Below are 26,618 nucleotides of genomic sequence, written 5' to 3' on the forward strand. Positions count from 1 at the left end.
GATTAGGCGGAAACTTCTGCTTCGGCTTGGCCTTCCAGCAGGTTCTTGGCCTTCTCGTCCTTCATCATCGGGGATGCTTCGGTGATAGCACGATTCATCTTGATGGTCAGGTGACGCAGAACGGCGTCGTTGAATTTGAAGGCGTGCTCGATCTCGGCCAGGGTTTCCGGAGCGCACTCAACGTTCATCAGAACGTAGTGAGCTTTGTGAACCTTCTGGATCGGGTAAGCCAGTTGACGACGGCCCCAGTCTTCCAGACGATGGATGATGCCGTTGGCGTTCAGGACCATGCCCTTGTAACGCTCAACCATGGCGCCAACCTGTTCGCTCTGATCCGGATGGACGATGAACACGATTTCGTAATGCCGCATGTGAACTCCTTGTGGCTATAAAGCCCTTCGTCATGCGCGATAGCCGAAGGGCAAGGGTTAAAACCTGCAGATTATACGCAGTTGGCCGCAGCAGGGCAAACAAATCCGCCTACTGCGGCCAACTTGCCATTGGCGGCTGTGGTTTAATCCGCGATCACGTCAAAACCGGCATCTTCCACCGCCTGCTGCCAGGCAGCCGGCTGCGCCTCGCCGTGAAAATCCACGGTCACCGCCTTGCTGGCCAGGTCCACCGCCACCGCCTCCACGCCGGCCACCGCCAGCAGCGCGTTCTTCACGCCGTTGGCGCAGCCGCCGCAGGTCATGCCATCCACTTTCAGTACTTGCTGTGTCATGTGTATCACTCCTTGTGCCTGCGCTGCCTCAGCGCATCTTTTTCAGTAGCTGCATCACCTCGGCGATGGCCTGCTCGCTATCGCCCTCGCCCACCGCGCGGGCGACGCAGCCCTTGAGGTGGTTTTCCAGCAGCTGGTTGGCCACCGCGTCCAGCGCCGAGCGCGCGGCGGCGATCTGCGTCAGCACGTCCACGCAGTAGCGGTCGGCCTCTATCATGCCGGCCACGCCGCGCACCTGGCCCTCCAGCCGCGCCAGCCGCTTCAGCAGCGCCGCCTTGTCCGGCTGCACCACCTGCTTGTGGCTGCAGCAATCATCGTGTGGCTCTGTCATGGTCACTCCGCCAGAAAATCGATCTGCGCCATCATGCCCTGATCCTCATGCTCCAGGATATGGCAGTGGAACATGCGCAACCCCGGCAGGCTCTGCACGAAGCGCAGCCGCACCGACTCGTTCGCCGCCACATTGACCACGTCGCGCCAGGCCAGGAACGGCTCGTCTTCCCACATGCCGTCCACGGTGCGCGCCACTACCTGGAACTGGGTGCCGTGCAGGTGGAACGGGTGATCCATGTGCGCGTTGCCCTGCACCTCCCACTCCTCGATGCGGCCAACCTTGCCGCTGCCGTCGATGCGGTCCATGTCGTAACTGCGGCCGTTGATCAGGAACATCGCCTTGGGGTCGGCCATGTTTTCCGACAGCACGATACGGCGACGGAAGCCCGGCGCGCCCAGCGGCGCGATGGAGCGCAGGCTGACCGGCAGCGCCTGGGTCGGCTTCATGCCGTGACGCATGATGCCGGCCACCACCTCGTCCTGCTGCTGCTCGGCATGCATCATCTTGCCGCGGCGATACGGCTGGCTGATCAGCCCGGCCGGCACGCCGTCGCGGAAGCGCCCAGTCACCACCAGCTCGGCGCGCCCGCCCGGCGGCAGCAGCAGGCTGTCGATCGCCTGCCCTTCGGCCAGCAGGCCGCCGTCGCTGCCCACCAGCAACACCTCGTGCGCCGGCAGCGCCAGCTTGAGGATGCGGCTGCTGCTGGCGTTCCACAGCCGCCAGCGCTGGCGCTCGCCCTGCGCCAGCGGAATCATCGGCTGCCAGGCGCCGTTGATCAGCAGATACTGCCCTTCGCGGCCATCGTGCAGGTCGGCCATACTGTTGGCCGCCACCTGGCCGTCGTCGTCCAGTTTCAGGTCGGAGAACAGCAGGTGCTGTTCCGGCAGATGGCGCAGCGGATCGTTCTTGCTGCGCACGATCACCGCGCCGGCCAGACCGCGGAACGCCTGCTCGGCGGTGTGGCCGTGCGGGTGCGGGTGATACCAGTAGGTGCCGGCGCAACCGGCTGGCAGGCTGAAGCGATACTGGCGCTGCGCACCGGGCAGCACCGGCTCGTGCGGGTTGCCGTCCTGCTCCGGCGGCACCGGCATGCCGTGCCAGTGGATGGTGGTGGGCTGCGCCAGACCGTTGCGGAACGCGATCTCCAGCTGGTCGCCCTCCCACAGCTCGATCAGCGGCCCTGGCAGGCTGCCGTTATAGGCCCAGAACGTGGTCTGGCGGCCGTCGCCCCACAGCGCGGCCTGCAGCGGCGCTGCCTCCAGGCTGGCACTGAAGCGGCCCGATGCCTGTGCCTGGTTGGACAGCAGCGGCAGCGGCGGCAGATGCTCCCCGGCCGGCAGCGGCGGCAACGGCCCGCCCTGCGGCGCGGCCGGCGGCGGCATGCTGTGACCCATGGCAGCGTGGTCGCTGCCGGCGATCACCATGGGGAATTCTTCGGCCAGGGCCTGCGGGGCCAGCCAGCTGGCGCCGGTGGCGGCAGCCAGGTGCAGAAAGTCGCGGCGTTGCATCGTTCGCTCCGGGGTATCAACAGCACCATAATATACCCCCATACGGTATATGACCAGCGCGGTAACAGCGCAATGCCAGTTAACTCGACCAGCGGTGCACGCTAACATGGGCACCCCACCCCCAACTCCAGCTGCCATGCTCGACTTTTTCCTGCTGCGCGATGGCGCCGCCACCCCCTTGCTGCTGGGCAGCTACCACCCCTGGCTGGTGGCGCTGTCGCTGCTGATCGCCATCCTGTCGTCGTGCATGGCGTTGCAGGTCTCCGGCCTGGCACGGCTGGCGCGCTCCACCGCCATGCGGCAGACGGCGCTGGCCTCCGGCTCGCTGGCGCTGGGCGGCGGCATCTGGGCCATGCACTTCATCGGCATGCTGGCCTTCGAAATCTGCACCCGGGTGAACTACCGCTACGACACCACCCTGCTGTCCATGCTGCCGGCGGTGCTGGCATCCTGGGTGGCGCTGAACCTGATCTCGCACCGCGAAATCAACCGCTGGCAGCTGATCGGCGGCGGCGTGCTGGTCGGCGCCGGCATCGGCACCATGCACTACAGCGGCATGGCGGCCATGGTGATGTCGCCGCTGCTGCGCTACGACCCGCTATGGTTCGCCGCCTCGCTGCTGGTGGCGGTGGCGCTGGCGATGCTGTCGCTGTGGATACGCTTCGGCCTGCGCCGCCGCGGCCGTTTCAGCGTCAACCAGGCCATCCTGCTGGGCGGGCTGGTGATGGGGCTGGCCATTGCCGGCATGCACTACACCGGCATGGCGGCGGCGCGCTTCATCGGCACGCCGCAGCTGGACTACGTGGCCGGCATGAACCACAACACCCTGCTGGCGCTGGCGGTGGGGCTGATCACCGTGTCCAGCAGCGTGTTCGTGCTGGCCGGCAACGCCTTCCTGCACTACCGCCAGCTATACACCCAGAAGCTGGACAGCGAAACGCGGCTGCGCGCCATCGTCAATACCGCGGTGGACGGCATCATCACCATCGACCACCAGGGCCGGATCCAGAACCTGAACCACTCCGCCGAGCGGCTGTTCGGCTGGCAGGAGAGCGAACTGGTTGGCCGCAACATCAATATGCTGATGCCGGAACCGTACCGCTCCGGCCACGATGGCTACCTGGCCAACTACCTGCGCACCGGCCACGCCAAGGTGATCGGCCAGGGCCGCGAAGTCACCGCCATGCGCCGCGACGGCAGCCTGCTGCCGGTGCGGCTGGCGGTAGGCCGCGCCGAAACGCCGGGCCAGCCGCTGTTCGTCGGCTTCATCACCGACATCAGCGAGCACAAGGCGATGGAGCGCGAGCTGCGCGCCCGCGAAACGCAGTACCGCACCCTGATCGGCAACATCCCCGGCGTCGCCTTCCGCAGCCGCGTCGACCAGGCGTGGAGCAAGCTGTTCATCAGCGACGCGGTGGAAACCCTCACCGGCTGGGACACCGCCAGCTTCATGCAGGGCGGCCACAGCTTTGCCGACATCATCCACCCCGACGACCTGGCGCGGGTACGCGCGCAGGTGCAGCAGGCGCTGGCGACGCGGCAGCCCTACGTGCTGGAATACCGGCTGCAGCACCGCGACGGCAGCGAGCGCTGGGTGTCGGAAAGCGCCAGCGGCGTCTACGACGAGGACGGCAACGCACAGTGGATAGACGGCGTCATCATCGACGTCACCGCCTCCAAGCTGCGCAACGCCGAATTCGAAGGCATCGTGCAGGCCATGCGCCTGGCGATGGCGGTGGTGGAATTCGACCTCGACGGCCACATCCTAGACGCCAACGACAACTTCCTGCGCCTGAGCGGCTACCGCTTGGATGAGCTCTGCGGCCAACATCACCGCATGCTGTGCCGGCCGCAGGAGGCGGACAGCGCCGCCTACCAGGCATTCTGGGATACGCTGCGGCGCGGCGAATTCGTGCAGGGCGAGTACTGCCGCCTGGCCCGCGACGGCCACGAATTCTGGATCCACGCCAGCTACAACCCCATCCTCGACGCCGACGGCAAACCGTGCAAGATCGTCAAGCTGGCCAGCGACCTGAGCGGGCGCAAGGCGATGGAAAACGACCTACTGCAGGCGCGCGACACCGCGGAACAGGCGGCCAGCGCCAAGGGCATGTTCCTGGCCAATATGAGCCACGAGATCCGCACCCCGATGAACGCCATCATCGGCTTCACCGAGCTGCTGCTGGGCAGCCGGCTGGACGAGCAGCAGCGCCGCCACCTCGACACCGTGCGCCAGTCGGCGCGCTCGCTGCTGGGCCTGCTCAACGACATCCTCGACACCGCCAAGCTGGAGCGCGGCGCCATCGAGCTGGAGCGGCACGACTTCTCGCTGCGCGAGCTGTGCCAGCAGGTGTTGGCCGCACTGCAGCTGCAGGCGGAGCAAAAAGGCCTGACGCTGCAGCTGGACTACCCGGAAGAGCTGCAGGACGGCTGCCACGGCGATGCGCTGCGCCTGCGCCAGGTGCTGACCAACCTGCTGGGCAATGCGGTGAAATTCACCGAACACGGCAGCGTCACCCTGCGCCTGCGCGCGGAGCGCGGCGGCCTGCAGCTGAGTGTGCTCGACACCGGCATCGGCATCGCACCGGAGCGGCTGCCGCACATCTTCGCGCCGTTCACCCAGGCCGACGCCAGCATGGCGCGGCGTTTCGGCGGCACCGGCCTGGGCACCACCATCGCCCGCCAGCTGGTGGAGCTGATGGGCGGCCACATCCACGCCAGCAGCCAGCCCGGCGTCGGCAGCTGCTTCAGCGTGCAGCTACCGCTGCCGCCGGCCAGGAACGAGATGCGCACCGCGCCCGCCGCGCCGCAAAGCCGGCTGCCGGCGCTGGACATCCTAGTGGCCGACGACGTGCCGCAGAACCTGGAGCTGCTGCAGCTGGCGCTCAGCCGCGACGGCCACCGGGTGTGGACGGCGCGCAACGGCGAGGAGGCCTGCGAGCTGTACCGGCAGCAGCGCTTCGACGTGGTACTGATGGACGTGCAGATGCCGCTGCTGGACGGCCTGCAGGCCACCCGCCGCATCCGCGACGACGAGCGGCTGCAGCAGCGCGCCGCCACCCCGGTAATCGCCCTGACCGCCAGCGTGCTGGAAAAAGACCGCCGCGAGGCCGGCGCCGCCGGCATGAACGGTTTTGCCGGCAAGCCGGTGGACATGCCGCAGCTGTATGCCGAGATCGCCCGCGTGCTGCGCCAGCCGGATACAGCAGAGTCCGGCGCGCAGCCTGAACCGGCAACGGCACTGGCCGACATCGACTGGCCCGGCGCCAGCCAGCGCTGGGGCAGCCGCCAGGCGCTGCTGCCGCGCCTGCAGCGCTTTGCCGCCGAGCAGGCGCGGCTTGCCGACGCGCTGCGCCAGGCCGCACCGGAGGCGTGCAGCGCGCTGGCGCACCGCGTCAAGGGCGCTGCGGCCAACCTTGGGCTGCAACGGCTGGCGGCACTGCTCGGCGACATCGAGCAGCAGGCGCACTGCCCGCCGGCCAGTGCCGACGCCATCAGCGCCGCCGTGGCCGCCATCGCCGCCGAGCTGCCGGCGCCGCCCAGCGCGGCCGCCGACACGGTACGCACCGCGGAGCTGGCCGCCTTGCAGCCGCTGCTGCAGGCGCTGGCCAATGCCTGCCGCCACGGCGAATTCGACGACGCCAGCCTGGCCGCGCTGCAGCAGCAGCTGCCGGGCAGCCTGTTCGCGCCCCTGCAACAGGCCGTGGAAATGTTTGACTTTGAACAGGCGCTAAGCCAGCTGGCCGCCATCGAGGCACAGCTGGGCGCCAGCACCGGAGCCGCATCGTGAGCCAGATTCCCGCCGACCACCGTCCCACCCTGCTGCTGGTGGACGACGAACCGACCAACCTGCAGATCCTGCGCGCCATCCTGCAGCAGGACTACCGGCTGCTGTTCGCCCGCGATGGCGACAAGGCGCTGGCGCTGGCACACAGCGAGCGCCCCGATCTGATCCTGCTGGACGTGATGATGCCCGGCATGACCGGGCTGGAAGCCTGCCGCCGGCTGAAGGCGACGCCGGCCACCGCCACGGTGCCGGTGATCTTCGTCACCGCGCTGGCCGACGTGAACGACGAGGCGGAAGGCTTTGCCGCCGGCGCGGTGGACTACATCAGCAAGCCGGTCAGCCCGGCCATCGTGCGTGCCCGGGTGCGCACCCACCTGTCGCTGGTGCGGGTGGAGGAGCTGCGCGCCACCCGGCTGCAGATCATCCAGCGCCTGGGCATGGCGGCGGAGTACAAGGACAACGAGACCGGGCTGCACGTGCTGCGCATGAGCCACTACTCGCACGTGCTGGCGCTGGCTGCCGGCCTGGGCGAACAGCAGGCCGACGAATTGCTGAACGCGGCGCCGATGCACGACATCGGCAAGATCGGCGTGCCGGATGCCGTGCTGCAGAAGAAGGGCAAGCTGGACGAGGCGGAGTGGGTGCTGATGCGCCAGCACGCCGCCATCGGCGCGCGCATCATCGGCGAGGACAGCTCCAGCCTGCTGCAGATGGCGCGGCGGGTGGCGGAATACCACCACGAGAAGTGGGACGGCAGCGGCTACCCGCACGGCCTGGCCGGCGAGGCGATTCCGCTGGAGGCGCGCATCGTCGCCATTGCCGACGTGTTCGACGCGCTGACCAGCGTGCGGCCGTACAAGCCGGCATGGCCGGTGGAGGAGGCGGTGGCCTACATCCGCGAGCAGGCCGGCAAGCATTTCGATCCGGCGCTGGTGGCACTGTTCTGCGCACAACTGCCGGCCATGCTGGAGATCAAGGCGCGCTGGGCGGAAGACTAGGCCGCCACCGGCGCCGGAAAACGGAACAAGGTTGGCCGCAAGCGCACCGCCTGCGGCCAACCTTGGCAGCGGCTTCAGCCGGCCTTCAGCACCCGCTGGCGGCGGCTTTCGGACAGCACCATGCCGGAGGACACCGACACGTTGAGGCTTTCCACGGTGCCGAACATCGGGATCGACACCAGCACGTCGCAGTGTTCGCGGGTCAGCCGGCGCATGCCCTCGCCCTCGGCGCCCATCACCCAGGCCAGCGGGCCGGCGGCGTCGAAGTGGTACAGGTCGGTATCGGCTTCCATGGTGGTGCCGGCGATCCACACCCCGGCGTCCTTCAGGTCGCGCAGGGTGCGCGCCAGATTGGTGACGGTGATGTAGGGCACCACCTCGGCAGCGCCGCAGGCCACCTTGGACACGGTGGCGTTGAGGGTGGCGGAGCGGTCCTTGGGCGCGATTACCGCATGCGCGCCCATGGCGTCGGCCACGCGCAGGCAGGCGCCGAGGTTATGCGGGTCGGTAACGCCGTCGAGGATCAGCAGCAGCGGCGGCTCAGCCAGGTTGTCCAGCACGTCCTCCAGGGTGACGAAGTTCTGGTTGGCGTCGATCATCGCCACCACGCCCTGGTGACGCGCCTTGCCAGTCATGCTGTCCAGCCGCTCCTTGTCGACGATGTGCGCCTTCACACCCTCGCCGGCGGCCTTGTCCAGCACCGCCTGCGCGCGCGCATCCTGGCGGCCGCCGGCCAGAAACACTTCCAGCACGCTTTTCGGGTTCTGCCACAGCCGGGCATTGACGGCATGGAAGCCGTGGATCAGTTTCTTGTTGCTCATGGGGCACCGCCGTCGATCGAAATAGCCGCGCATTCTACCTGCTAACGCACGATTTCCGCCAAGGCCGGCTGCCGTGCGGCCAACCATTGCTGCAACTGCGCCACCGGCAGCGGCCGGCTGTAGTAGTAGCCCTGCAGGATGGCGCAGCCGGCATTGGCCAGGAACACGCTCTGCGCCGCGGTCTCCACCCCTTCGGCAATCACCGTGAACTTGAGCTTGCGTGCCATGGCGATGATGGCCTCGGTGATCGCCGCGCTGTCCTCGTCGTCCGGCAGCCCCTCGACGAAGGAGCGGTCCACCTTGAGGTAGTCCAGCGGGTAGCGCTTGAGGGTGGACAGCGAGGAATAGCCGGTGCCGAAGTCGTCGATCGACAGCTTCACCCCCAGTGCCTTCAGCTCGCGCAGCAGCGACACCGCCTCCTGCGGGTTGTGCATCAGCATGCTCTCGGTGATTTCCAGCTCCAGCCGCGAGGCGGCCAGGCCGGTCACCGCCAGCACGTCGTTGACCTCGTTCAGCAGCGTCTGCTGCTCGAACTGCCGCGCCGACAGGTTGACCGCCAGCCGCGGCACGCACAGCCCCATCTTGTCCCACGCCACCATCTGGTGGCAGGCCTCGCGCAGCACCCAGGCGCCGATCGGCTTGATCAGCCCGGTTTCCTCCGCCAGCGGGATGAAGCGCCCCGGCGGCACCAGCCCCAGCTGCGGGTGGCGCCAGCGCAGCAGCGCCTCCACCCCTTCCAGCCGCTGGCCGTCGCAGGACAGCTGCGGCTGGTAATGCAGCTCGAACTCCTGCCGCTCCAGCGCCTGGCGCAGGCCGCTTTCCATCAGCAGCCGCTCGAAGGTCTGCGCGTTCATCTGCGCGTCGAAGAACTGGTAGGTGTTCTTGCCGGCCTCCTTGGCGCGGTACATCGCCGCGTCGGCGTTCTTCAGCAGCGAGGCGGCGTCCACGCCGTCGTTGGGGTAGACGCTGATGCCGATGCTGCCGCTGACGAACACCTCGTGCTCCTCGATGCGGATCGGCCGGGTGAGTGCGGCCAACACTTCCTCGGCCATGCGCCCCAGGCTGCCGTGGCCGTCGAAGTCGCGCACCACCAGGGTGAACTCGTCGCCGCCCAGGCGCGCCACCAGGCCGAAGCGCTCGGTGGACTGCGTCAGGCGCGCGGCGATCTCGTGCAGCACCTCGTCGCCGGCCTGGTGGCCGAAGGAGTCGTTGATCAGCTTGAAGCGGTCCAGGTCGATGAACATCAGCGCCAGCCGCGGCTCGTCCTCCTCCGCCTCCAGGATGGCGGTGTCGATGGCCTCGATCAGCGCGCTGCGGTTGGGCAGCCGGGTCAGCGGGTCGTGGCTGGCGAGGAACTGCAGCCGGTCCTCGGCCTGCTTGCGGCCGGTGATGTCGGAGAACACGCCGACATAGTGCGACAGCTGGCCGAACGGGTCGCGCACCGCGCTGATCGACAGCTCGGCAATGTACGGGTCGCCGTTCTGGCGGCGGTCGAACATCTCGCCCTTCCAGTGGCCGTCGCGCTCCAGCGCCTCCTGCAGCGCGCGGTTGCGCTCGCGGTTGGCGGTGCGCAGCATGCGCGACACGCGGCCGATGGCCAGATCCTGCGCAAAGCCGGTAATGCGGGTGAACGCTTGGTTCACCATCACGATGCGGCCTTCGCCATCGGTAACCAGGATGCCCTCGGTGGCGTTGTCGAACACCGTGGTCGCCAGTCGCAGCTCGGCGTTGGCGGCGATGCGGTCGGAGATGTCCATCATCACGCCGATGATGGCCTTGTCGCCGTGGTAGTCGAACAGCCGGCTGTGCACCTCGACATCCACCGCCTCGCCGTTGCGATGGCGGATGCGCGTGGTGTAGTACATCACCTGGATGTTTTCGCGGATGCGGCGGCGGATCTGCGCGCGGATGCGCTCGTCCTCGCCCGGCATCAGCATCTCGTCGATGGTGCAGCCGGCCACCTCCTCCGGCTGGTAGCCGGCCATCGCCGCCAGCTTGGGGTTCACGTACACCAGCTTTTCATGCTGGGTGATGTAGATGCCCACCAGCGACTGCTCCACCACCGCGCGGTACTGGTCCATCGCCTCCTGCAGCTGGCGTTCTTCCTCGGCGCGCTGGCTGATGTCCACCGAGATGCTGCCCACCCCGGCCGGCAGGCCGTCGCTGTCGAACAGCGGAAACACGCTGGACAGCATCAGGTAATGGCGGCCGTTGACGGTGATCGGCTGTTCGAACTGGCGCGACTCCAGGCTGCGCATCACCTGCTGGTCGTGGCTGTTGATCACTCCGGCCTCGTCCGGCGCAAACAGCTCGCGCGCGGTGCGGCCTTTCAGGAACTGCTGCGGCAGCCCCAGCAGGCGGGCAAAGTTCAGGTTCACCAGCAGGTAACGGCCGTCCGGGTCCTTCAGCGTCATCAGACTGGTGCTCTGGTTGAGCAGCGATTCGAAGCGCGCCTGCACATCCTGCAGCAGCCGCTCGCGGCGGCGGTAGCCATCGCCGAACACCGCCACCACCAGCGCCAGCAGGCCGAACAGCAGCAGCGCCAGCGTGTTGCCAAGGTTGGCCGCCACGCCCCACACCGCGCCGCCCAGCAGCGCCGGCAGCGAGAAAATGAACAGGTACAGCGTGCCGCTGCCGGCCACGCCTACCAGCCCGGCGCGGATGGCGGCCAGGAACAGCACCGGCAGCAACAGCAACTGACAGCTGGTGGCGCAGTCGCCGCGCCCCAGCCACCACAGGGTGGCGGCCAAGGTGGCCGCCAGCGCCAGCAGCGCCAGCAGTTCGCGGCGCGCCTGCACGGCGGGAAAGCCGGCATACAGCAGCGGCACCAGCAAGGACAGCGACAGCCACAGCAGCAGCAGGCTGCGCAGCGCCTCGGCCACATCCAGCAGCGGCCACAGCGTGGCATTGACCAGCAGCGCCGGCAGCAGCAGGCGCTGCAGCAGGCGGGCGAGCGCAGACAGGGAATCGAGACGGAAATGGCTGCCCGGTAGCACGATATGCAGCGCCAGCAGCATGACGCCGAACGAGGCCGACCACAGCAGCGCCGGCAGCAGCGGCATGCTGAGCAGCGCCACCGCCGTTGCCGGCACGCCCCACCACCACACCACCTGGAAGCGGCCGGCGGCAAAACGCCAGGCCAGGGCGGCATGGGCGATGAAGGCGCCCGGTAATAGCGCATGCTGCCAGTCTCCCGGCCACAGCAGCATGCCGCCGACAAAGAAAATCATCGCGCTTACAGTGGATTTGTCCACGTCTCCCCGCTTCAAAGAAAAGCTACCCGTACCCCGGCTACCAGCGGCAGGGGGCGGCGATGGCAATAACAACGGATTGCAGTACACGGGTATGCGGCCGGAAGCTGTATATGTGTGGTGTTGGCTGTCTTGCGCAGCCTGGATTCCGGCGCCGCTCTATAATACCCGCCTCTTTGCGAATGTGTAGCGATATGACCACACCGATGCCCGCCTGGCCGCCGGCCGCCCACAAGACCCGCCTCGCCCTGCCGGCAGGCAGCGCCGACAGCGCGCTGCTTGCTGCACTGCCGCAATCCGGCCTGCCCATGCTGGTGCTCACCGCCAGCGCCCAAGACGCACAGCGCCTGCAGGCGGAGTTGCCGTTCTTCCGCCCCGATTTGCGCATTGCACTATTACCGGACTGGGAGACGCTGCCATACGACCACTTTTCGCCACATGGCGACCTGGTGTCGGAGCGGCTAGCCACGCTGTGGCAAATCCGCAATGGCGAGTGCGACGTGGTGATCGCCGCGGTCTCCACCGTGCTGTCGCGGCTGGCACCGCTGAGCTACCTGGTTGGCCGCACCTTCTGGCTGAAGCAGAAGCAGCGACTGGACGTGGACAAGCTGCGCGCCGACATGGTGGTGGCCGGCTACCAGCACGTGTCGCAGGTGGTGGCGCCGGGCGAGTTCTCCATCCGCGGCGGGTTGGTGGACCTGTTCCCGATGGGCAGCAGCCTGCCCTACCGCATCGACCTGTTCGACGACGAGATCGACAGCCTGCGCACCTTCGACCCGGACAGCCAGCGCACGCTGTACCCGGTGCCGGAGATCCGCCTGCTGCCGGCACGCGAATACCCCAGCGACGAAGCCGGCATCACCGCCTTCCGCCAGCACTACCGCGAGCGCATCGAGGGCGACCCGTCTAGGAGCCGCATCTACAAGGACGTGTCCGCCGGGCTGTGGCCGGCCGGCATCGAGTACTACCTGCCGCTGTTCTTCGACGACACCGCCAGCGTGTTCGACTACCTGGGCAGTGCGGCGGGCCTGGTGCTGCACGGCGACGTGCTGGCCGAGGCGGAGAATTTCTGGCGCGATGCGCAGTCGCGCCACCAGATGGCGCAGGGCGCGCCGGAGCGGCCGGTGCTGCCGCCGGCCGACATCTTCCTGCGCCCGGACGAGCTGATGGCCGCCATCAAGCCCTATGCCCGCTTCGAGCTGGCCGCCGACGGAGACAGCCCGCACTACCAGCGCCTGCCGGAGCTGGGCGTGGACCGCCGCGCCGACAACCCGCTGGGCAAGCTCGCCACCTACCTGCAGCAGCAGCCGGGCCGGGTGCTGATCGGCGCCGAAAGCCTGGGCCGGCGCGAAACCCTGCTGCAGTTCCTGCGCGACAACGGCATCCAGCCGGCCACCGTGGACAGCTGGGCCGCGTTCCAGGCCAGCGACGAGCGGCTGGCGCTGGCGGTGACGCCGCTATACAGCGGCTTCGAGCTGGCTGCGGCCAACCTTGCCATCGTCACCGAGGCCGAGCTGTACCAGCACGTGGCGCGCAGCCACGCCAAGCGCCGCAAGGCGGCCAGCGCCGACGCCATGCTGCGCGACCTGGCCGAGGTGAAGATCGGCGACCCGGTAGTGCACGAAGCGCACGGCATCGGCCGCTACCTCGGCCTGGTGTCCATCGACCTGGGCGAGGGCGAAACCGAGATGATGCAGCTGGAGTACGCCGAGGGCGCCACGCTGTACGTGCCGGTGGCGCAGCTGCAGCTGATCAGCCGCTACGCCGGCAACGCCAGCGACAACGTGCAGCTGCACCGGCTGGGCAGCCCGGCGTGGGACAAGGCCAAGAAGCGCGCTGCGGAAAAGGCGCGCGACACCGCCGCCGAGCTGTTGAACCTGTACGCGCAGCGCGCGGCGCGCGAGGGCCACGCCTTCACGCTGAGCCACCACGACTACGATGCCTTCGCCGCCGGCTTCGGCTTCGAGGAAACCATCGACCAGGCCGCCGCCATCGAGGCGGTGATCGGCGACATGACCAGCGGCCGGCCGATGGACCGGCTGGTATGCGGCGACGTCGGCTTCGGCAAGACCGAAGTCGCGCTGCGCGCCGCCTTCGTGGCGGTGATGGGCGGCAAGCAGGTGGCGGTGCTGGTACCCACCACCCTGCTGGCCGAGCAGCATTTCCAGAACTTCAGCGACCGCTTTGCCGACTGGCCGGTGAAGATCGCCGAGCTGTCGCGCTTCAAGAGCGCCAAGGAAGTGAAGCAGGCGATGGAAGGCCTGGCCGCCGGCACGATAGACATCGTGATCGGCACCCACAAGCTGGTGCAGCCGGATGTCAGCTTCCACAACCTGGGGCTGGTGATCATCGACGAGGAACACCGCTTCGGCGTGCGGCAGAAGGAGCAGCTCAAGCGCCTGCGCGCCAACGTCGACGTGCTCACCCTCACCGCCACGCCGATTCCGCGCACGCTGTCGATGGCGCTGGAAGGGCTGCGCGAATTCTCCGCCATCGCCACCGCGCCGTCGCGCCGGCTGGCGGTGAAAACCTTCGTCAGCCCCAGCCGCAACGGCATCATCCGCGAGGCGATGCTGCGCGAATTCAAGCGCGGCGGGCAGGTGTTCTTCCTGCACAACGAGGTGGACACCATCGAGAACATGCGCGAGAAGCTCAGCGAACTGGTGCCGGAGGCGCGCATCGGCGTGGCGCACGGCCAGCTGCGCGAGCGCGAGCTGGAACAGGTGATGCGCAATTTCCTGCAGCAGCGTGACAACGTACTGCTGTGCTCCACCATCATCGAGACCGGCATCGACATCCCTAACGCCAACACCATCCTGATCAACCGCGCCGACAAGTTCGGCCTGGCGCAGCTGCACCAGCTGCGCGGCCGGGTTGGCCGCAGCCATCACCAGGCCTATGCCTACCTGCTGACCCCGGACGGCATGACCAAGGATGCGCAGAAGCGGCTGGAGGCGATCCAGGCCTCCGAGGAGCTGGGTGCCGGCTTCTACCTGGCGATGCATGATCTGGAGATTCGCGGCGCCGGCGAGGTGCTGGGCGAAGGCCAGTCCGGCGAGATGCAGGAAGTGGGCTTTTCGCTGTTCACCGAAATGCTCAAGCAGGCGGTGCGCGACCTGAAAAAGGGCCGCGAGCCGGACCTGGACGCGCCGCTTGGCGTCACCACCGAGATCAATCTGCACAGCCCGGCGCTGCTGCCGGACGACTACTGCCCCGGCGTGCACGAGCGGCTGGTGATCTACAAGCGGCTGGCCACCTGCGAGGGCGAAGACGAAATCGACGCCATCCACGAGGAGCTGATCGACCGCTTCGGCCTGCCGCCGCAAAGCGTGAAGACGCTGATCGAAAGCCACCGTCTGAGGTTGGCCGCAAAGGAAATGGGCATCCAGAAACTGGACGCCAGCGAAGTGGCGATCCAGCTCAGCTTCGTGAAGAACCCGCCGATCGACCCGGTGAAGATCATCATGCTGATCCAGAGCAAGCGGCACTACAAGCTGGCCGGCCAGGACAAGCTGCGGGTGGAGCAGCCGCTGCCGGAGGTGGCGCAGCGCATCGTGAAGATCAAAGAGCTGCTGAAGGAACTGGCATGAGCGCGCGGCGCCCAGACTGCCGCCGCCGGGGCACATCGTGCTGACGCTGCCGCGCGGCGCCAGGCTACTGGCCGCCGGCCTGCTGGCCGCGGCCGGCAGCAGCCTGGCGGGCGCGGCCGGCGAGTTCAGCGTCGGCGTCGAGGACTATCCGAACTTCTTGCCCTACTCCAGCTACCAGAACGAGCAGTACCGCGGGCTGGGCCGCGACATCCTGGACGCCTTCGCCCGCGAGCACGGCTACACCTTCCACTACCGCGTCTACCCGCTGAAGCGCCGCGACATGCTGTTCGTGGCCGGCAAGCTGGATTTCAGCTTTCCGGACAATCCCAACTGGGTGGCCGAGCTCAAGCAGCATGTGGCGATCCGCTACGTGCCGATGCTGCCGTTCACCGACGGCGTGCTGGTGAACCCGGAGCGGCTGGGCAAGGGCCTGGCACAGCTGAAAGTGCTGGGCGTGCCGCTGGGCTTCACCCCCTACCCCTACCAGCAGCTGTTGAACAGCGGGGCGCTGCGGCAGGAGGAGGTGTCGCAGTACGACACCCTGTACCAGAAGCTGATCAGCCGCCGCGTGGACGGCGCCTACATGAACACCCGCATCGCCCGCTATTACTGGTCGCGCATCCGCAAGACCGACACCGCGCCGGTGCGCTACGACCCGGCGCTGCCGCATGCCTCCGGCTTCTGGTATCTGTCGACCATCAAGCACGCGACCGTCGCCGAGGAGTTCAGGCGCTTCCTCGCCAGCCACCGCCGACAGATCGACGCGCTGAAGGCGCGTTACGGTTTCCACGCCGGCGGCGACGATTGAGACGCGCCGGCAGTGCCTGCGGCCAACCTTGACGCCAAGGTTGGCCGCAGCGGTTTCCGGGAGCGGATCGCCGGCCAGCCAGCCGCTCCCGCCCGGCCTCAGGCCTCGGAGAAGTCCATCTCCGGCGGATTGCGACGGAAACCGCCGGTCAGGTAGGCCAGATACAGCGTGCCCAGCCCCAGCCACACCAGCCCCAGCGTCAGCGCCTTTTGGTCCAGGCTCACCAGCAGCCACAGATCGGCCAGCGCACCCAGTGCCGGCAGCAACAGGTAGTTGAGAAAGTCGCGCGGCGCCGGGCTGCGGCGGCGCAGGTAGAAGTGCGCGATCACCGCCAGGTTGATGCAGCTGAACGCCAGGAAGGCGCCGAAGTTGATGAACGACACCGAGGTGGTCACGTCCATCAACAGCGCCAACAGCGCCACCGCGCCGCACAGCAGGATGGCGGCCACCGGGGTCTGGAAGCGCGCGCTGAGCTGGCCGAACAGCGCGCCCGGCAGCACGCCGTCGCGGCCCATGGCGTACAGCAGGCGCGAGGCGCTGGCCTGCGCCGACAGCCCGGAGGCGAACTGGCCGATGATCAGGCCGATCAGGAAGATGGACACGAAGATGTCGCCACCGATGTTCTTGGCGATTTCCGCCGCCGCGGCATCGGTGGAGACAAACTGGTAGCCGGGGTGCGCCAGCTGTACCGCGTAGGCGCTGACCACGAAGATGCCGCCGCCCAGCAGGGTGATCAGCATGATGGCGCGCGGAATCACTTGCTTCGGGTTGATGGTTTCCTCGGTCAGCGTGGTCACCGCGTCAAAGCCGAGGAAGGAGTAACAGGCAATCGCCGCGCCGGCCAGCAGCAGGCCATGCGGCACCCCGGCCTGGTACAGCGGCGCCAGGCTGAACAGCGATTTGCCCGGATCGCCCCACACGTAATGCAGCGCCAGCGCCACGAACGCCAGCAACACCAGCATCTGGATCAGCATCATCAGGTAGTTGACGGTGTTGGCCAGCTTGATGCCGATGATATTGATGGCGGTGGTAATCACGATGAAGCCGATGATCCACAGCGCCATCGGCAGCTGCGGAAAGGCGCTGTTGAGGTACACCGCGCCGAACAGCCAGATCACCATCGGCAGGAACAGGTAGTCCAGCAGCACCGCCCAGCCGACCAGGAAACCGGCCTTGGGGCTGATGGCCTTGCGCACGTAGCTGTAGGCGGAGCCGGCCACCGGAAACTCGGCCGCCATCACGCCGTAGCTGCGCGCGGTCAGCAGCATGGCCACCAGCGCCAGCAGATAGGCGCCGGCCACGCTGCCGTGGGTGCTGTCGGCCATGATGCCGAAGGTGCCCAGCACGATGATCGGCGTCATGTAGGCCAAGCCGAACATCACCACCGAACTGAGCGTCAACGATCGTTTCAATGTGCTCATCTATTTCTCCTCTTGGCCCGCCGGCTACTTGCGGCGCGGTCGGGCCGGCAATGTAGACATCAGGGAATCAGGAAGGCGGAAGCGCCCGCCGCGGTGGCGCTGGTTTCTCCGGCCAGCGCGATACGGCGTTGTGACAGGTAGTGGTAGTCGCGGCGGCTGGCGTCCAGCAGCGCGAAATCCAGCGTGGTGCTGGCCAGCGCCTGGTCGCGCCCCAGCGCCAGCTGGATGTCGCCGCCCGGCGTCACCACCATGCTCTCGCCGGCAAAATCCAGCCCGCCGCCGCTGCCGCAGCGGTTCACCATCACCGCGAACAGCTGGTTTTCCAGCGCCCGCGCCGTCATCAGCGTGCGGTGCACCGGGCCGTACGGGTCCATATTGCCGTTGGTGACCAGCAGCAGCTCGGCGCCCTGGCTGGCCAGCGCGCGCGCGGTTTCCGGGAACTCGATGTCGAAGCAGATCAGGATGCCGATCTTGCGGCCGCGCCAGGTGGCCACCGGCAGCTGGCTGCCCGGCTCGAACACGCCGACGTCCGACGCCCACAGGTGGGTCTTGCGATAGGCCAGCTGCACGCCTTCCGGCGTCAGCAATACCGTGGTGTTGTAGTAGCGGCCGTCCAGCACTTCGGCCAGGCCGATCGCCACCGCCACGTTGGCCGCACGCACCGCCTGCTGCACGGCGGCAAGCGTCGGGCCATGCAGCGGCTCGGCCACCGCGGCGATTTCCTCGGCGCTGGGAAAGCCCATCAGCGTGGTTTCCGGGAACACGATCAGGTCGGTGCCGGCCGGGGCGCTGGCGATCAGCGCCAGCACCCGCGCCAGGTTGGCGGCGGTGTCGCCGTCCTGCAACGGAATCTGTGCCAACTGTATGTGCAAAGTCATCTCCTTGTTGGGGGGCTGGCCGCCGCCACGCTGCGGCCAACTTGTTGCGGGTGTCCGGCTTGCCGTACCCTGCCAGCCTGGCCGGCAGGCACGCTGCCAGTGCCGGCAGTATATGAAGCCGCCGCGCGCGGCAAAATCACACGCGGGGGTTACCCTCGAAGGGGGAGCAGGATGCTGAATCTGGACGATCTGGCCTGGCACCGCGGCATCGGCACCGTGCTGGAGGCGCTGGACCGCGAGGATTTCTGGCTGCGGCTGACACGCCTGCTAGCCGATTACGTGCATTTCAACAGCTGGGTGGCGCTGTGCTTTCACGCCGACGGCCCGCCGCAGGTGCTGGCGGAGATTCCGCAGGAAGACGGCCAGCCGGACCCGCTGTTTGCCGAGTACCTCGCCGGCCTGTACCAGCTGGACCCGTTCTACATCGCCGCCATCGAGCGGCGCAAGGAAGGGCTGCTGCGGCTGGACGAGGTGGCGGCGGAGCGCTTTCGCAGCACCGAGTACTACCACCGCTACTTCCGCCTCAACATCGTGGAAGACGAGCTGCAGATCAACTGCCTGCTGGAGGACGGCCGCACGCTGTGCCTGTCACTGGGCGCCACCCAGCGCTTCACCCCCGCCGCCCTGGCGCTGTTGGCGGTGCTCAGCCAGTGGCTGATTCCGCTGCTGAAGCAGCGCTGGCGGCTGGAATGCCAGCTCAAGCTGCAGCCGCGGCCGGCGCCGCTGCCCGGCAGCCCGGCCAGCCACTTTCACTTTCCCGGCGCCAACCTCACCGCGCGCGAGCTGGAAATCAGCCAGCTGCTGCTCAGCGGCTACTCGTCCAAGGGCATTGCGCAGCGCCTCGGCATCGCCACCGACACGGTGAAGGCCCACCGCAAGCACCTGTACAGCAAGCTGGGCATCAACTCGCAGGGCGAGCTGTTCTCGCTGTTCCTGCGCGACAGCGCGCGCCAGGGCTAAGCCGGCGCTGTCACGCAAACGGCACAAACTGCAACACAATCAATCATATAGCGTGCAGCTGGTTGCCTATAACAAGGGCAGGATGGCGCTGTTTGCGCCTCGTTGTGTCACGCATGCGGCCAACGTTGGCCGCAGTCAGGAGTACACCATGACCCTGCATAAATCCCTTGCCGCCGCCACGGCGCTGGCCGTGCTGCTGGCCGGCTGCGCCAGCAGCGGCGGCGGTGGCTACATGTCCACCACCAAGCCCGCCACCAGCAGCAGCGCCGCCAGCATCGCCAGCCAGAAACAGGAGATCGATGCCGGCTACGATGCCACCCTCACCCGGCTGTACCACAATGCCCGCGGCTCGCAGGAGCTGGTCGGCAAGGCCAAGGCGGTGCTGATCTTTCCGTCGGTGCTGGCCGCCGGTTTCGTGGTGGGCGGTGAGTACGGCAAGGGCGCGCTGCGCATCGGCGGTGCTCCCGCCGGCTACTACCAGACCGTCAGCGGCTCGTTCGGCTGGCAGCTGGGCGCCCAGTCCAAGGCCATCATTTTCCTGTTCATGACCCAGGATGCGCTGAACCGCTTCCGCACCGGCAATGGCTGGACCGCCGGGGTGGATGCCTCGGTGGCGCTGCTGAAAGTGGGCGCCAATGGCGACATCGACCTCAACACCGCGCAGCAGCCGGTGATCGGCTTCGTGATGACCAATGCCGGGCTGATGGCCAACCTGACGCTGGAAGGCACCCGCATCACCAAGCTGGACATGTAATCCGCCCAGCCAGCAACGGGGCCGCAGCGCGGCCCCGTTGTGTTGCCTGCAGCCCGGCAGCAGGCGCCGGCGGCAGGCACTACCATCAAGACATGGCTGCCGAGTATTTGCTCGCCACTTCAGCCAAGGAGCCGCCATGTCCCGCCACCTCCAGCGCAACCTGCCCCGCCAGCACGACGACGATGACGACGACGAGGAAAGCCTGCCGCGCTTTCGGCGCTACGAAGCGCAGGGCACGGTACGGCAGATCTCGTTTTACCTGTCCGGCGAGATCGGCGACCCGATCCACTACACCGAGCTGCTGTACACCCTGCGCAGCGCCAGCAATACCGATGTGATCTTCCTGCACCTGAACACGCCGGGCGGCAATTTCGACACCGGCCTGCAGATCATCAACAACATCGCCGCCAGCCCGGCGCACGTGATCACCATCCTGGAGGCGCGCGCCTACTCGATGGGCGCGCTGCTGTTCCTGGCCGGCGACGAGCTGATCCTGCACGACACCTGCCAGCTGATGTTCCACAACTACTCGTCGGCGTCGATCGGCAAGGGCAACGAGCAGCAGGCGCAGGTGCTGGCCAGCAGCAAGTGGTTCGACAAGGTGATGCGCCACGTGTGCAAGCCGTTCCTGGCGGACGAGGAGCTGGAACGCATCTTCAAGGGCGAGGATATCTGGATGGACAGCGACGAGATCCGCCGCCGCCTGCACCGCATCCAGAAGGGCGAGCCCAGCACCACGCCGCGCAAGAGCCGGGTCCGCGCGGAACCGGGGCTGGAGAAGAAAAGCCGCAAGTAGCCGCCGGCCAGCCTGCCAGCCGCCCTAGCCCGCCAGGCCCAGCAGCCGGCGCAGCGCGGCGGGCAGCGGCACCGCATCGCGCCTGAGGCTGGCCAGCAGCAGCTGGCGGTCACGCTGCTCGCCCAGTCGCTGCTGATCGTCGCGCGCGCGCGCCGCGCGCCGCCGCCAGCGCTTACCCAGCAGACCCTCGCAGACCTCGACCTGGTAGCGCAGCCGCTTGGCCTGCAGCCGCAGCACGTGCATGCGCCCGGCGCGATCCGGCCGCTGCCGCCACTGGCGCCGCGCGCGCCGGTAGCCGCGGCGGCTGTCGCGCAGCGCCTGCCGCACCCGCCGCTGCAGCCGTGCCGGCCTGGCGCGCAGCAATGGCAGTCCGCGGTGCGCGATCGCCGCCAGCAACGCGTCCAGCTCGTCTTGCCGCCGCGCCAGTTGCAGTTTGCCGGCGCCAATGGCAAACGCCTCATGCCGGCGCCAGGCGGCGAAGCGCGCGCTATCGGCCTGCGCCGCCAGTTGCTGCAGCTGCTGCAGGCGCACCTCGCGGTCGCGCCAGTCGTTGCTTTCGCGGGTGAAGGCCGCCAGCTGCCGCGCCAGGACGCGCAGCGGCCGGCCGTGCGGCAGCGCCTGCAGCACGCGCAGCAGGCTGCGCAGCTGGCGCAGGGCGATGCGCAAGTCGTGCAGCGCCTCCGGCTTGGCGCTGTCGGCCAGCTGCGGCAGGGTGCTGCCGATGTGCGTCAGCAGCAGTTGCAAGCGCTGCCGCAGCACGCGGCGGGGCGAGGCAGGCTTCATGACGGCTCCAGGCGGCGCGCCACGGGCGGTGGCGACGTTTACTTGTATAGCAGCAGCTGCGCCTGCGCGTCGCACTCTTCCAGCTGCTCCAGCATCTGCTTGAACTCGGCGCTGGCCAGCTCGTCGCGGCCAACCCAGTTCACCTTGCGCTGCAGCTCGTAACGCAGGCCGATGCCGTCGGCCACCGCCAGCGGCGCGATAGCGTAGTCCAGCCAGCGCGACTGCACGCGGCAGCCGGGGGCCGGCAGCAGCGGCTTGACGCCGTGCAGCCGCGTCACCCCGCTGTAGCCGCCGGCTTCCATGAAGTAATCGCTGACGCCGTCCTGCGAGTAGTAGTTGCGCAGCACCTCCACCCGCTCACTGAGCAGGCGCAGATCGGCCATCCGGTACGGCCCCAGCGGGCGGGTGACGTTGCTGACGGTGGCCTGCGCCGCCACGGTGTACGGGCTGGCGACCAGGCGCTGGGTGTTGCCGCGCTCCACGCTCAGCGTGCGCAGGTTCATGTCGCGGAACAGGAAGTAATCGCGCAGCAGCGTGGAGTCGGCATCGGAGCGGTTGCTGCTCAGCTCGTCTTCGAACAGCTCGCGCACCTGCTGGCCGTGCAGCACATTGCTGCCGCGCATGCGCCAGCGCCCGTCCGCCAGCGGGGTGAAGTCCTGCACCTGCTCTTCGAAACGGGCCGCCGGCAGGTTGGCCGCAATCTGCTCCGCGCTGACTTCGCCCTGCGGGGTGAACACGAAGGCCAGCCGGTCCTGCAGGCCATTGGCGACGCTGCCCAGCGCATTGATCTTACGGGTCGGGTCCAGCCAGTAGCTGTCGGCGCCGATTTTCAGCCGCACGATGGCGTGGTTGAAATAGCCCAGTGTCGCCAGCAGTGGCGGGCGGTTGTCCCAGTCGCTGCGCACGAAGGCCACGCTGGCATTGTGCCCGGCGGCGCGCAGCATGGCCGCCAGCGTCAGCGCCATGTCCTTGCAGTCGCCAAAGCCGCGCTGCTCGATCTGCGCCAGCGTGAACGGCACCGAGCCGTTTTCCGACATGCGCCAGTCGCCCATGTAGCGGATGCGGTCGTTGACGTTTTCCAGCAGCTGCGCCACCTGCTGCTGCCAGGGTTGGCCGTAGGCGGCCGTGACCGCGCGCTGTGCCAGCGGCGGCAGCGGCGCGGCCAACAGCCGGGCGATGGCCTGTGCCACCGGCCGCTCCGCCTCACGCGCATCCGCCACGGTGCTGATGTCCAGCTGGGCCTGGCGGCGCAGCTTCAGGCGGCGGCTGCCTTCGGTGGTGGCCAGGTACAGCGGCGCGCGCAGCTGCACCTGCAGCTGGTGGCGATCATCGCTGGCCTGCACCGCCAGCTGCTGCTGCGGGTCATCCAGCTTCCAGAACAGCGGCTGCGCCGAGCTGACGCGATACTGCAACCGGTCGTAGCGCATGTCGTCGCTGCCCAGCACCAGCCGCTTGGCCAGCATGGCAAACGGTTTGACCAGCGGCGAGATGCGGCGGTAGTGCAGCACCAGCTTGCTGCCCACCTTGACCTCCGGAAAGGCCAGCTTCAGGAACTGGTAGCCGTCGAAGCCGTTGTCGCCCGGGGCGGTGCCCTGCTGCCGGTCGCGCGCCGATACCGCGATGCGCTGGCCGTCCGGCTGCTGCGTGTAGGCGACGCTCACCTCCAGCCGGTCGTCCGCCTCCGACCACAGCGTCTGGGTGCCATTGTCGTCGCGGCCGGCCTCGCGCAGCACGGTGATGCTCTGCTCGATCTGGCAATCGCTGCCGGTGTTGATGTCCCAGCGGCAGGATTCGCTGCGCTCCAGCGCGGCCGGCGCCTCGTCCGGCGCACGCATCGCCGCCACGGATGGCAGGCTGGCACCGGCCAGCAGGCAGGTGGCAAGCAGGTATTTCATCGCCCAAGTGTCCTCGCAATAAGCCGGCGGATGGCACCGGCAAGTCGGCAATATATACCAATACCATATCGCGGACCGAGCAACTTTTCCGGTCGTTGATACCCCGCCGGGCCGGCAAGAAAAAACCGCAGCCAGGGCTGCGGTTCGGGGATCAGCTACGACGGCTGCGTCGCGCGCGCGGCGCCGCTGGCGGCTTGGGCTCGGTCGCCTCTGCCGCCGGGGCTGGGTTCGCCGCGGCGGCCTTGGCCGGGCTGCGCCGGCGGCTGGCCGGTTTTGCCGCCGGACTTTCCACTGTCGGTGCCGCAGTCGGGGCCGCCGCAGGGGCTGCGGCTGCTGCCGTGCGCTTGGCCGGGCTACGTCGCGCCGGCTTGGGCGCTGCCGCCTCCGCCGCCTCCGCCGCCGGCGCCACTACGGCGTCACGCGGGGACTCGGCGCCGGAGACCGGCTTGGCGGCAGCCTTGGCCGCAGGCTGGCTGGCCGGCTTGGCGGCGGGCGAGTCAGCGGGCTTCCCTGCCGACTCATGCTTGGGCTCCGTGGCCGCAGGCTTGGCGGCAACGTTGGCCGCAGGCTGGCTAAGCGGTTTAGCGGCTGGCTGCTTGGCGGGTTGGGCAGCCGGCGGGCTGACGAGCTTCCCTACCGCCTCACGCTTGGGCTCCGTGGCCGCAGGCTTGGCAACAACGTTGGCCGCCGGCTGGCTGAGCGGTTTGGCGGCTGGCTGCTTGGCGGGTTGGGCAGCCGGCTGGCTGACGGATTTCGCCGTCGCCTCGCGCTTGGACTCCGTAGCCGGGGCCGGCTTGGTGGCAACGTTGGCCGCCGGCTGGCTGAACGGTTTGGCCGCCGGCTGATTAGCGGGCTTGCCCGCCGCCTGGTGCCGCTGGCCGCCGCCCTTGTTGCCTGCCTTGTGCTCCTGCTTGCCACGGCCATGACGGCGCCCGGCAACGGCGGCATCGCCCCCCTGCCCGGCACCATCGCGGCCAACGTTGACCAGCGCGAAATCCACCTGCGCGGTGTCGAGTTCGGCGCGCATCACCTTGATGGTGACCTGGTCACCGAGCTGGTACTTCAGGCCGCTCTTCTCGCCGATGATGGCCTGCTGTTCCTTGTGGAAATGGAAGTAATCCTTGCCCAGCTCGGAGATGTGCACCATGCCTTCCACGTACAAGCCGTCCAGCAGCACGAAGATGCCGAAGCCGGCCACCGCGCTGATCTTGCCGCTGTACACCTCGCCCACCTTGTCACGCATGTAGTAGGTCTTGAGCCAGGATTGCACGTCGCGGCTGGCGTCGTCGGCACGGCGCTCGGCCATCGAGCAGTGCACGCCCAGCTGCTCCCACTTGCCCGGCTTGTACTTCTTGTCGTTCAGGATCGCCTTGATGGTGCGATGCACCAGCAAGTCCGGGTAACGGCGGATCGGCGAGGTGAAGTGGGTGTAGGCATCGTAGGACAGGCCGAAGTGGCCGAGGTTGTCCGGCTGGTACACCGCCTGCTGCATGGAGCGCAGCAGCATGGTCTGGATCATCGGCGCATCCGGGCGCTCGCGCACAGCGTCGGCCAGCGCGGCGTAGTCCTTGGTGGTGGGCTTGTCGCCACCGCCCAGCTGCAGCCCTTTCAGTCGCAGGAAGGATTGCAACTGCTCCAGCTTCTCCGGCGTCGGGCCTTCGTGCACGCGGAACAGCCCCTTGTGCTCGTGCTTGAGGATGAATTCGGCGGCGCAGACGTTGGCCGCCAGCATGCATTCCTCGATCAGGCGGTGGGCGTCGTTGCGCACCACCGGCACGATCTGGCTGATCTTGCCGTTGTCGTCGAACAGCATCTGGGTTTCGGTGGTGTCGAAATCCACCGCGCCGCGCTTCTGGCGCTGCTGCAGCAGCTGCTGGAACAGCGCGTACAGCGTTTCCAGCTGCGGCTTGAGCTTGTGCGCACCGTTTTCGGACAGCAGCTGCCACACCTGGGTATAGGTAAAGCGGTGCTGCGAACGCATCACCGCCGGGTAGAACTGGTACTTCTTCACCTTGCCGCGCGCCGAGATCTGCATATCGCACACCATGCACAGGCGGTCGACATCCGGATTCAGCGAACAGATGCCATTGGACAACTCCTCCGGCAGCATCGGAATCACCCGGCGCGGGAAGTACACCGAGGTGCTGCGCTCGCGCGCGTCGACATCCAGCGCATCGCCGGGGCGCACGTAGTGGCTGACGTCGGCAATCGCCACGATCAGGCGGAAGCCCTTGCCGCTCTTCTCGGCATATACCGCATCGTCGAAGTCGCGCGCGGTTTCGCCGTCGATGGTGACCAGCGGCAGGTCGCGCAGGTCGACGCGATCCTTGATGTCGCGCTTGCCCACCTTCTGGCTGGTAGCCTTGGCCTGCGCCAGCGCGTCGTCGGAGAACACGTGCGGCAGGTCGTGCTTGCGCAGCGCGATCTCGATTTCCATGCCCGGGTCGGCGTAGTCGCCCAGCACTTCGGACACCTTGACGATGGCCTGACGGTGCTCGTCCGGATAGTCGACGATGTCCACCATCACCACCTGACCGTCCTTGGCGCCGTCTTCGCCGCCCACTTCCACCAGCATTTCATGATTGATGCGGCGATCTTCCGGCACCACGAACCACACCCCGCGCTCGCGGTAGATGCGGCCGATCAGGCGGCTGGCGCCGCGCTCGATGACTTCGGCAATGCGGCCTTCCTGGCGGCCGCGGCGATCCGTGCCGGCAATGCGCACCATCACCCGGTCGCCGTGCAGGGCTTTGCGCATCTCGCGCTCGGACAGGAAGATATCGTCGCCATCGCCGTTTTCGCGCACGGCAAAACCGAAGCCGTCGCGGTGGCCGCTGACGCGGCAGGGAACCAGGTCGAGTTTCTGCGCCACGCAGATATCGCCCTTGCGATTGATCAGGATCTGGCCGGCACGCTCCATCGCGCGCAGGCGGCGCTCGAACAGGTCGAGCTCGTTATCGTAAATGGGGAAAACTGCGGCCAACTCTTCGGCATGCATCGGCACGCCATTTTTTTCGAGGACTTCGAGAACAAATTCGCGACTAGGTAAGGGATTGTCGTATTTGGCTTTTTCGCGAGCGAGGTAAGGATCCTGCTGGCGAAAGGGAGTATTTTTGCTGTTTCTTCGTTTGGTAGCCATTGACACACTCAAAAAGTTCTTTATAATGCGTGCTTCTTCGATGTGCTGCAGCGAAAGCAACGCAACATATCGATGATACAGCATAGCAGAGCCCAGGTGGCGGAATTGGTAGACGCACTAGGTTCAGGTCCTAGCGGTGGCAACACTGTGGAAGTTCGAGTCTTCTCCTGG

General features: G+C 67.7%; 17 protein-coding genes, 1 tRNA gene and 1 pseudogene. 8 read left to right on the forward strand and 11 right to left on the reverse strand.

Going from position 1 to position 26,618, the window contains the following annotated elements:
* Window positions 1-2: 2 nt before the first annotated feature.
* From rpsF to ACFOLG_RS16460, 4 genes are all read right to left on the reverse strand, one after another.
* Entirely contained in the window at window positions 3-371 is a 369-nt protein-coding gene (gene rpsF, locus ACFOLG_RS16445; protein WP_386093886.1) for a 30S ribosomal protein S6, read from the reverse strand.
* Window positions 372-514: 143 nt separating this feature from the next.
* The gene (locus ACFOLG_RS16450) at window positions 515-724 is read right to left on the reverse strand and encodes a heavy-metal-associated domain-containing protein (protein ID WP_386093889.1); all 210 of its coding nucleotides are present in this window, start codon (window positions 722-724) and stop codon (window positions 515-517) included.
* 28 nt (window positions 725-752) lie between these two features.
* Entirely contained in the window at window positions 753-1,055 is a 303-nt protein-coding gene (locus tag ACFOLG_RS16455; protein WP_386093892.1) for a metal-sensitive transcriptional regulator, read from the reverse strand.
* A 2-nt stretch (window positions 1,056-1,057) separates the two neighbouring features.
* Window positions 1,058-2,566, reverse strand: coding sequence for a multicopper oxidase family protein (locus tag ACFOLG_RS16460; protein ID WP_386093895.1), 1,509 nt, complete (start codon window positions 2,564-2,566; stop codon window positions 1,058-1,060).
* Between the two features lie 136 nt (window positions 2,567-2,702).
* Here ACFOLG_RS16460 and ACFOLG_RS16465 point away from each other — a divergent pair, with 136 nt between their 5' ends.
* A complete protein-coding gene (locus ACFOLG_RS16465; protein ID WP_386093898.1) occupies window positions 2,703-6,356 on the forward strand; it encodes a PAS domain S-box protein in 3,654 nt (1,217 codons plus the stop codon).
* On the forward strand, window positions 6,353-7,351 hold the full coding sequence (locus ACFOLG_RS16470; protein WP_386093901.1) for an HD domain-containing phosphohydrolase: 999 nt from the start codon (window positions 6,353-6,355) through the stop codon (window positions 7,349-7,351). The genes ACFOLG_RS16465 and ACFOLG_RS16470 overlap by 4 nt, the downstream gene beginning before the upstream one ends.
* Window positions 7,352-7,425: 74 nt before the next feature.
* Here the strand turns inward: ACFOLG_RS16470 and rlmB are convergent, their stop codons facing one another.
* Together rlmB and ACFOLG_RS16480 are read right to left on the reverse strand one after the other, a co-directional pair.
* Window positions 7,426-8,172 carry a 23S rRNA (guanosine(2251)-2'-O)-methyltransferase RlmB gene (gene rlmB, locus ACFOLG_RS16475; RefSeq protein WP_386093905.1) on the reverse strand — a complete coding sequence of 249 codons (747 nt, stop codon included), beginning with the start codon at window positions 8,170-8,172 and terminating at the stop codon, window positions 7,426-7,428.
* 41 nt (window positions 8,173-8,213) lie between these two features.
* Window positions 8,214-11,426 carry a sensor domain-containing protein gene (locus tag ACFOLG_RS16480; RefSeq protein ID WP_386093908.1) on the reverse strand — a complete coding sequence of 1,071 codons (3,213 nt, stop codon included), beginning with the start codon at window positions 11,424-11,426 and terminating at the stop codon, window positions 8,214-8,216.
* Between the two features lie 191 nt (window positions 11,427-11,617).
* Between ACFOLG_RS16480 and mfd the strand changes: the two genes are divergently transcribed.
* A complete protein-coding gene (gene mfd / locus ACFOLG_RS16485) occupies window positions 11,618-15,013 on the forward strand; it encodes a transcription-repair coupling factor (protein WP_386093911.1) in 3,396 nt (1,131 codons plus the stop codon).
* A gap of 37 nt (window positions 15,014-15,050) precedes the next feature.
* Window positions 15,051-15,821, forward strand: coding sequence for a substrate-binding periplasmic protein (locus ACFOLG_RS16490; RefSeq protein ID WP_386093914.1), 771 nt, complete (start codon window positions 15,051-15,053; stop codon window positions 15,819-15,821).
* 98 nt (window positions 15,822-15,919) lie between these two features.
* Here the strand turns inward: ACFOLG_RS16490 and ACFOLG_RS16495 are convergent, their stop codons facing one another.
* Together ACFOLG_RS16495 and ACFOLG_RS16500 are read right to left on the reverse strand one after the other, a co-directional pair.
* Window positions 15,920-17,242, reverse strand: a complete 1,323-nt coding sequence (locus ACFOLG_RS16495; protein ID WP_386093917.1) for an APC family permease — start codon at window positions 17,240-17,242, stop codon at window positions 15,920-15,922.
* 59 nt (window positions 17,243-17,301) lie between these two features.
* The gene (locus tag ACFOLG_RS16500) at window positions 17,302-18,120 is read right to left on the reverse strand and encodes a carbon-nitrogen hydrolase family protein (RefSeq protein ID WP_386093920.1); all 819 of its coding nucleotides are present in this window, start codon (window positions 18,118-18,120) and stop codon (window positions 17,302-17,304) included.
* A gap of 171 nt (window positions 18,121-18,291) precedes the next feature.
* Here ACFOLG_RS16500 and ACFOLG_RS16505 point away from each other — a divergent pair, with 171 nt between their 5' ends.
* The 3 genes from ACFOLG_RS16505 to ACFOLG_RS16515 all read left to right on the forward strand — a co-directional run bounded on the left by ACFOLG_RS16505 (window position 18,292) and on the right by ACFOLG_RS16515 (window position 20,630).
* Complete coding sequence (locus ACFOLG_RS16505) at window positions 18,292-19,080, forward strand: helix-turn-helix transcriptional regulator (protein WP_386093923.1); 789 nt, start codon at window positions 18,292-18,294, stop codon at window positions 19,078-19,080.
* 148 nt (window positions 19,081-19,228) lie between these two features.
* On the forward strand, window positions 19,229-19,834 hold the full coding sequence (locus tag ACFOLG_RS16510) for a BPSL1445 family SYLF domain-containing lipoprotein (RefSeq protein ID WP_386093926.1): 606 nt from the start codon (window positions 19,229-19,231) through the stop codon (window positions 19,832-19,834).
* 136 nt (window positions 19,835-19,970) lie between these two features.
* Window positions 19,971-20,630, forward strand: a complete 660-nt coding sequence (locus tag ACFOLG_RS16515) for a Clp protease ClpP (RefSeq protein WP_386093929.1) — start codon at window positions 19,971-19,973, stop codon at window positions 20,628-20,630.
* A 24-nt stretch (window positions 20,631-20,654) separates the two neighbouring features.
* On the opposite strand, the gene ACFOLG_RS16520 is transcribed toward ACFOLG_RS16515, so the two are convergent.
* The 3 genes and pseudogenes from ACFOLG_RS16520 to rnr form a co-directional block, all read right to left on the reverse strand.
* A complete protein-coding gene (locus ACFOLG_RS16520) occupies window positions 20,655-21,413 on the reverse strand; it encodes a CHAD domain-containing protein (protein ID WP_386093932.1) in 759 nt (252 codons plus the stop codon).
* Window positions 21,414-21,451: 38 nt separating this feature from the next.
* Complete coding sequence (locus tag ACFOLG_RS16525) at window positions 21,452-23,308, reverse strand: DUF3857 domain-containing protein (RefSeq protein WP_386093935.1); 1,857 nt, start codon at window positions 23,306-23,308, stop codon at window positions 21,452-21,454.
* A gap of 838 nt (window positions 23,309-24,146) precedes the next feature.
* A pseudogene (gene rnr, locus ACFOLG_RS16530) lies at window positions 24,147-26,447 on the reverse strand (ribonuclease R); the annotation flags it as partial.
* A 90-nt stretch (window positions 26,448-26,537) separates the two neighbouring features.
* On the opposite strand from rnr, the gene ACFOLG_RS16535 reads away from it, so the two are divergent.
* Window positions 26,538-26,618 (forward strand) — tRNA-Leu (locus ACFOLG_RS16535).

The organism is Vogesella facilis (assembly GCF_042648525.1).
GTDB classification, from domain to species: Bacteria; Pseudomonadota; Gammaproteobacteria; order Burkholderiales; family Chromobacteriaceae; genus Vogesella; species Vogesella facilis.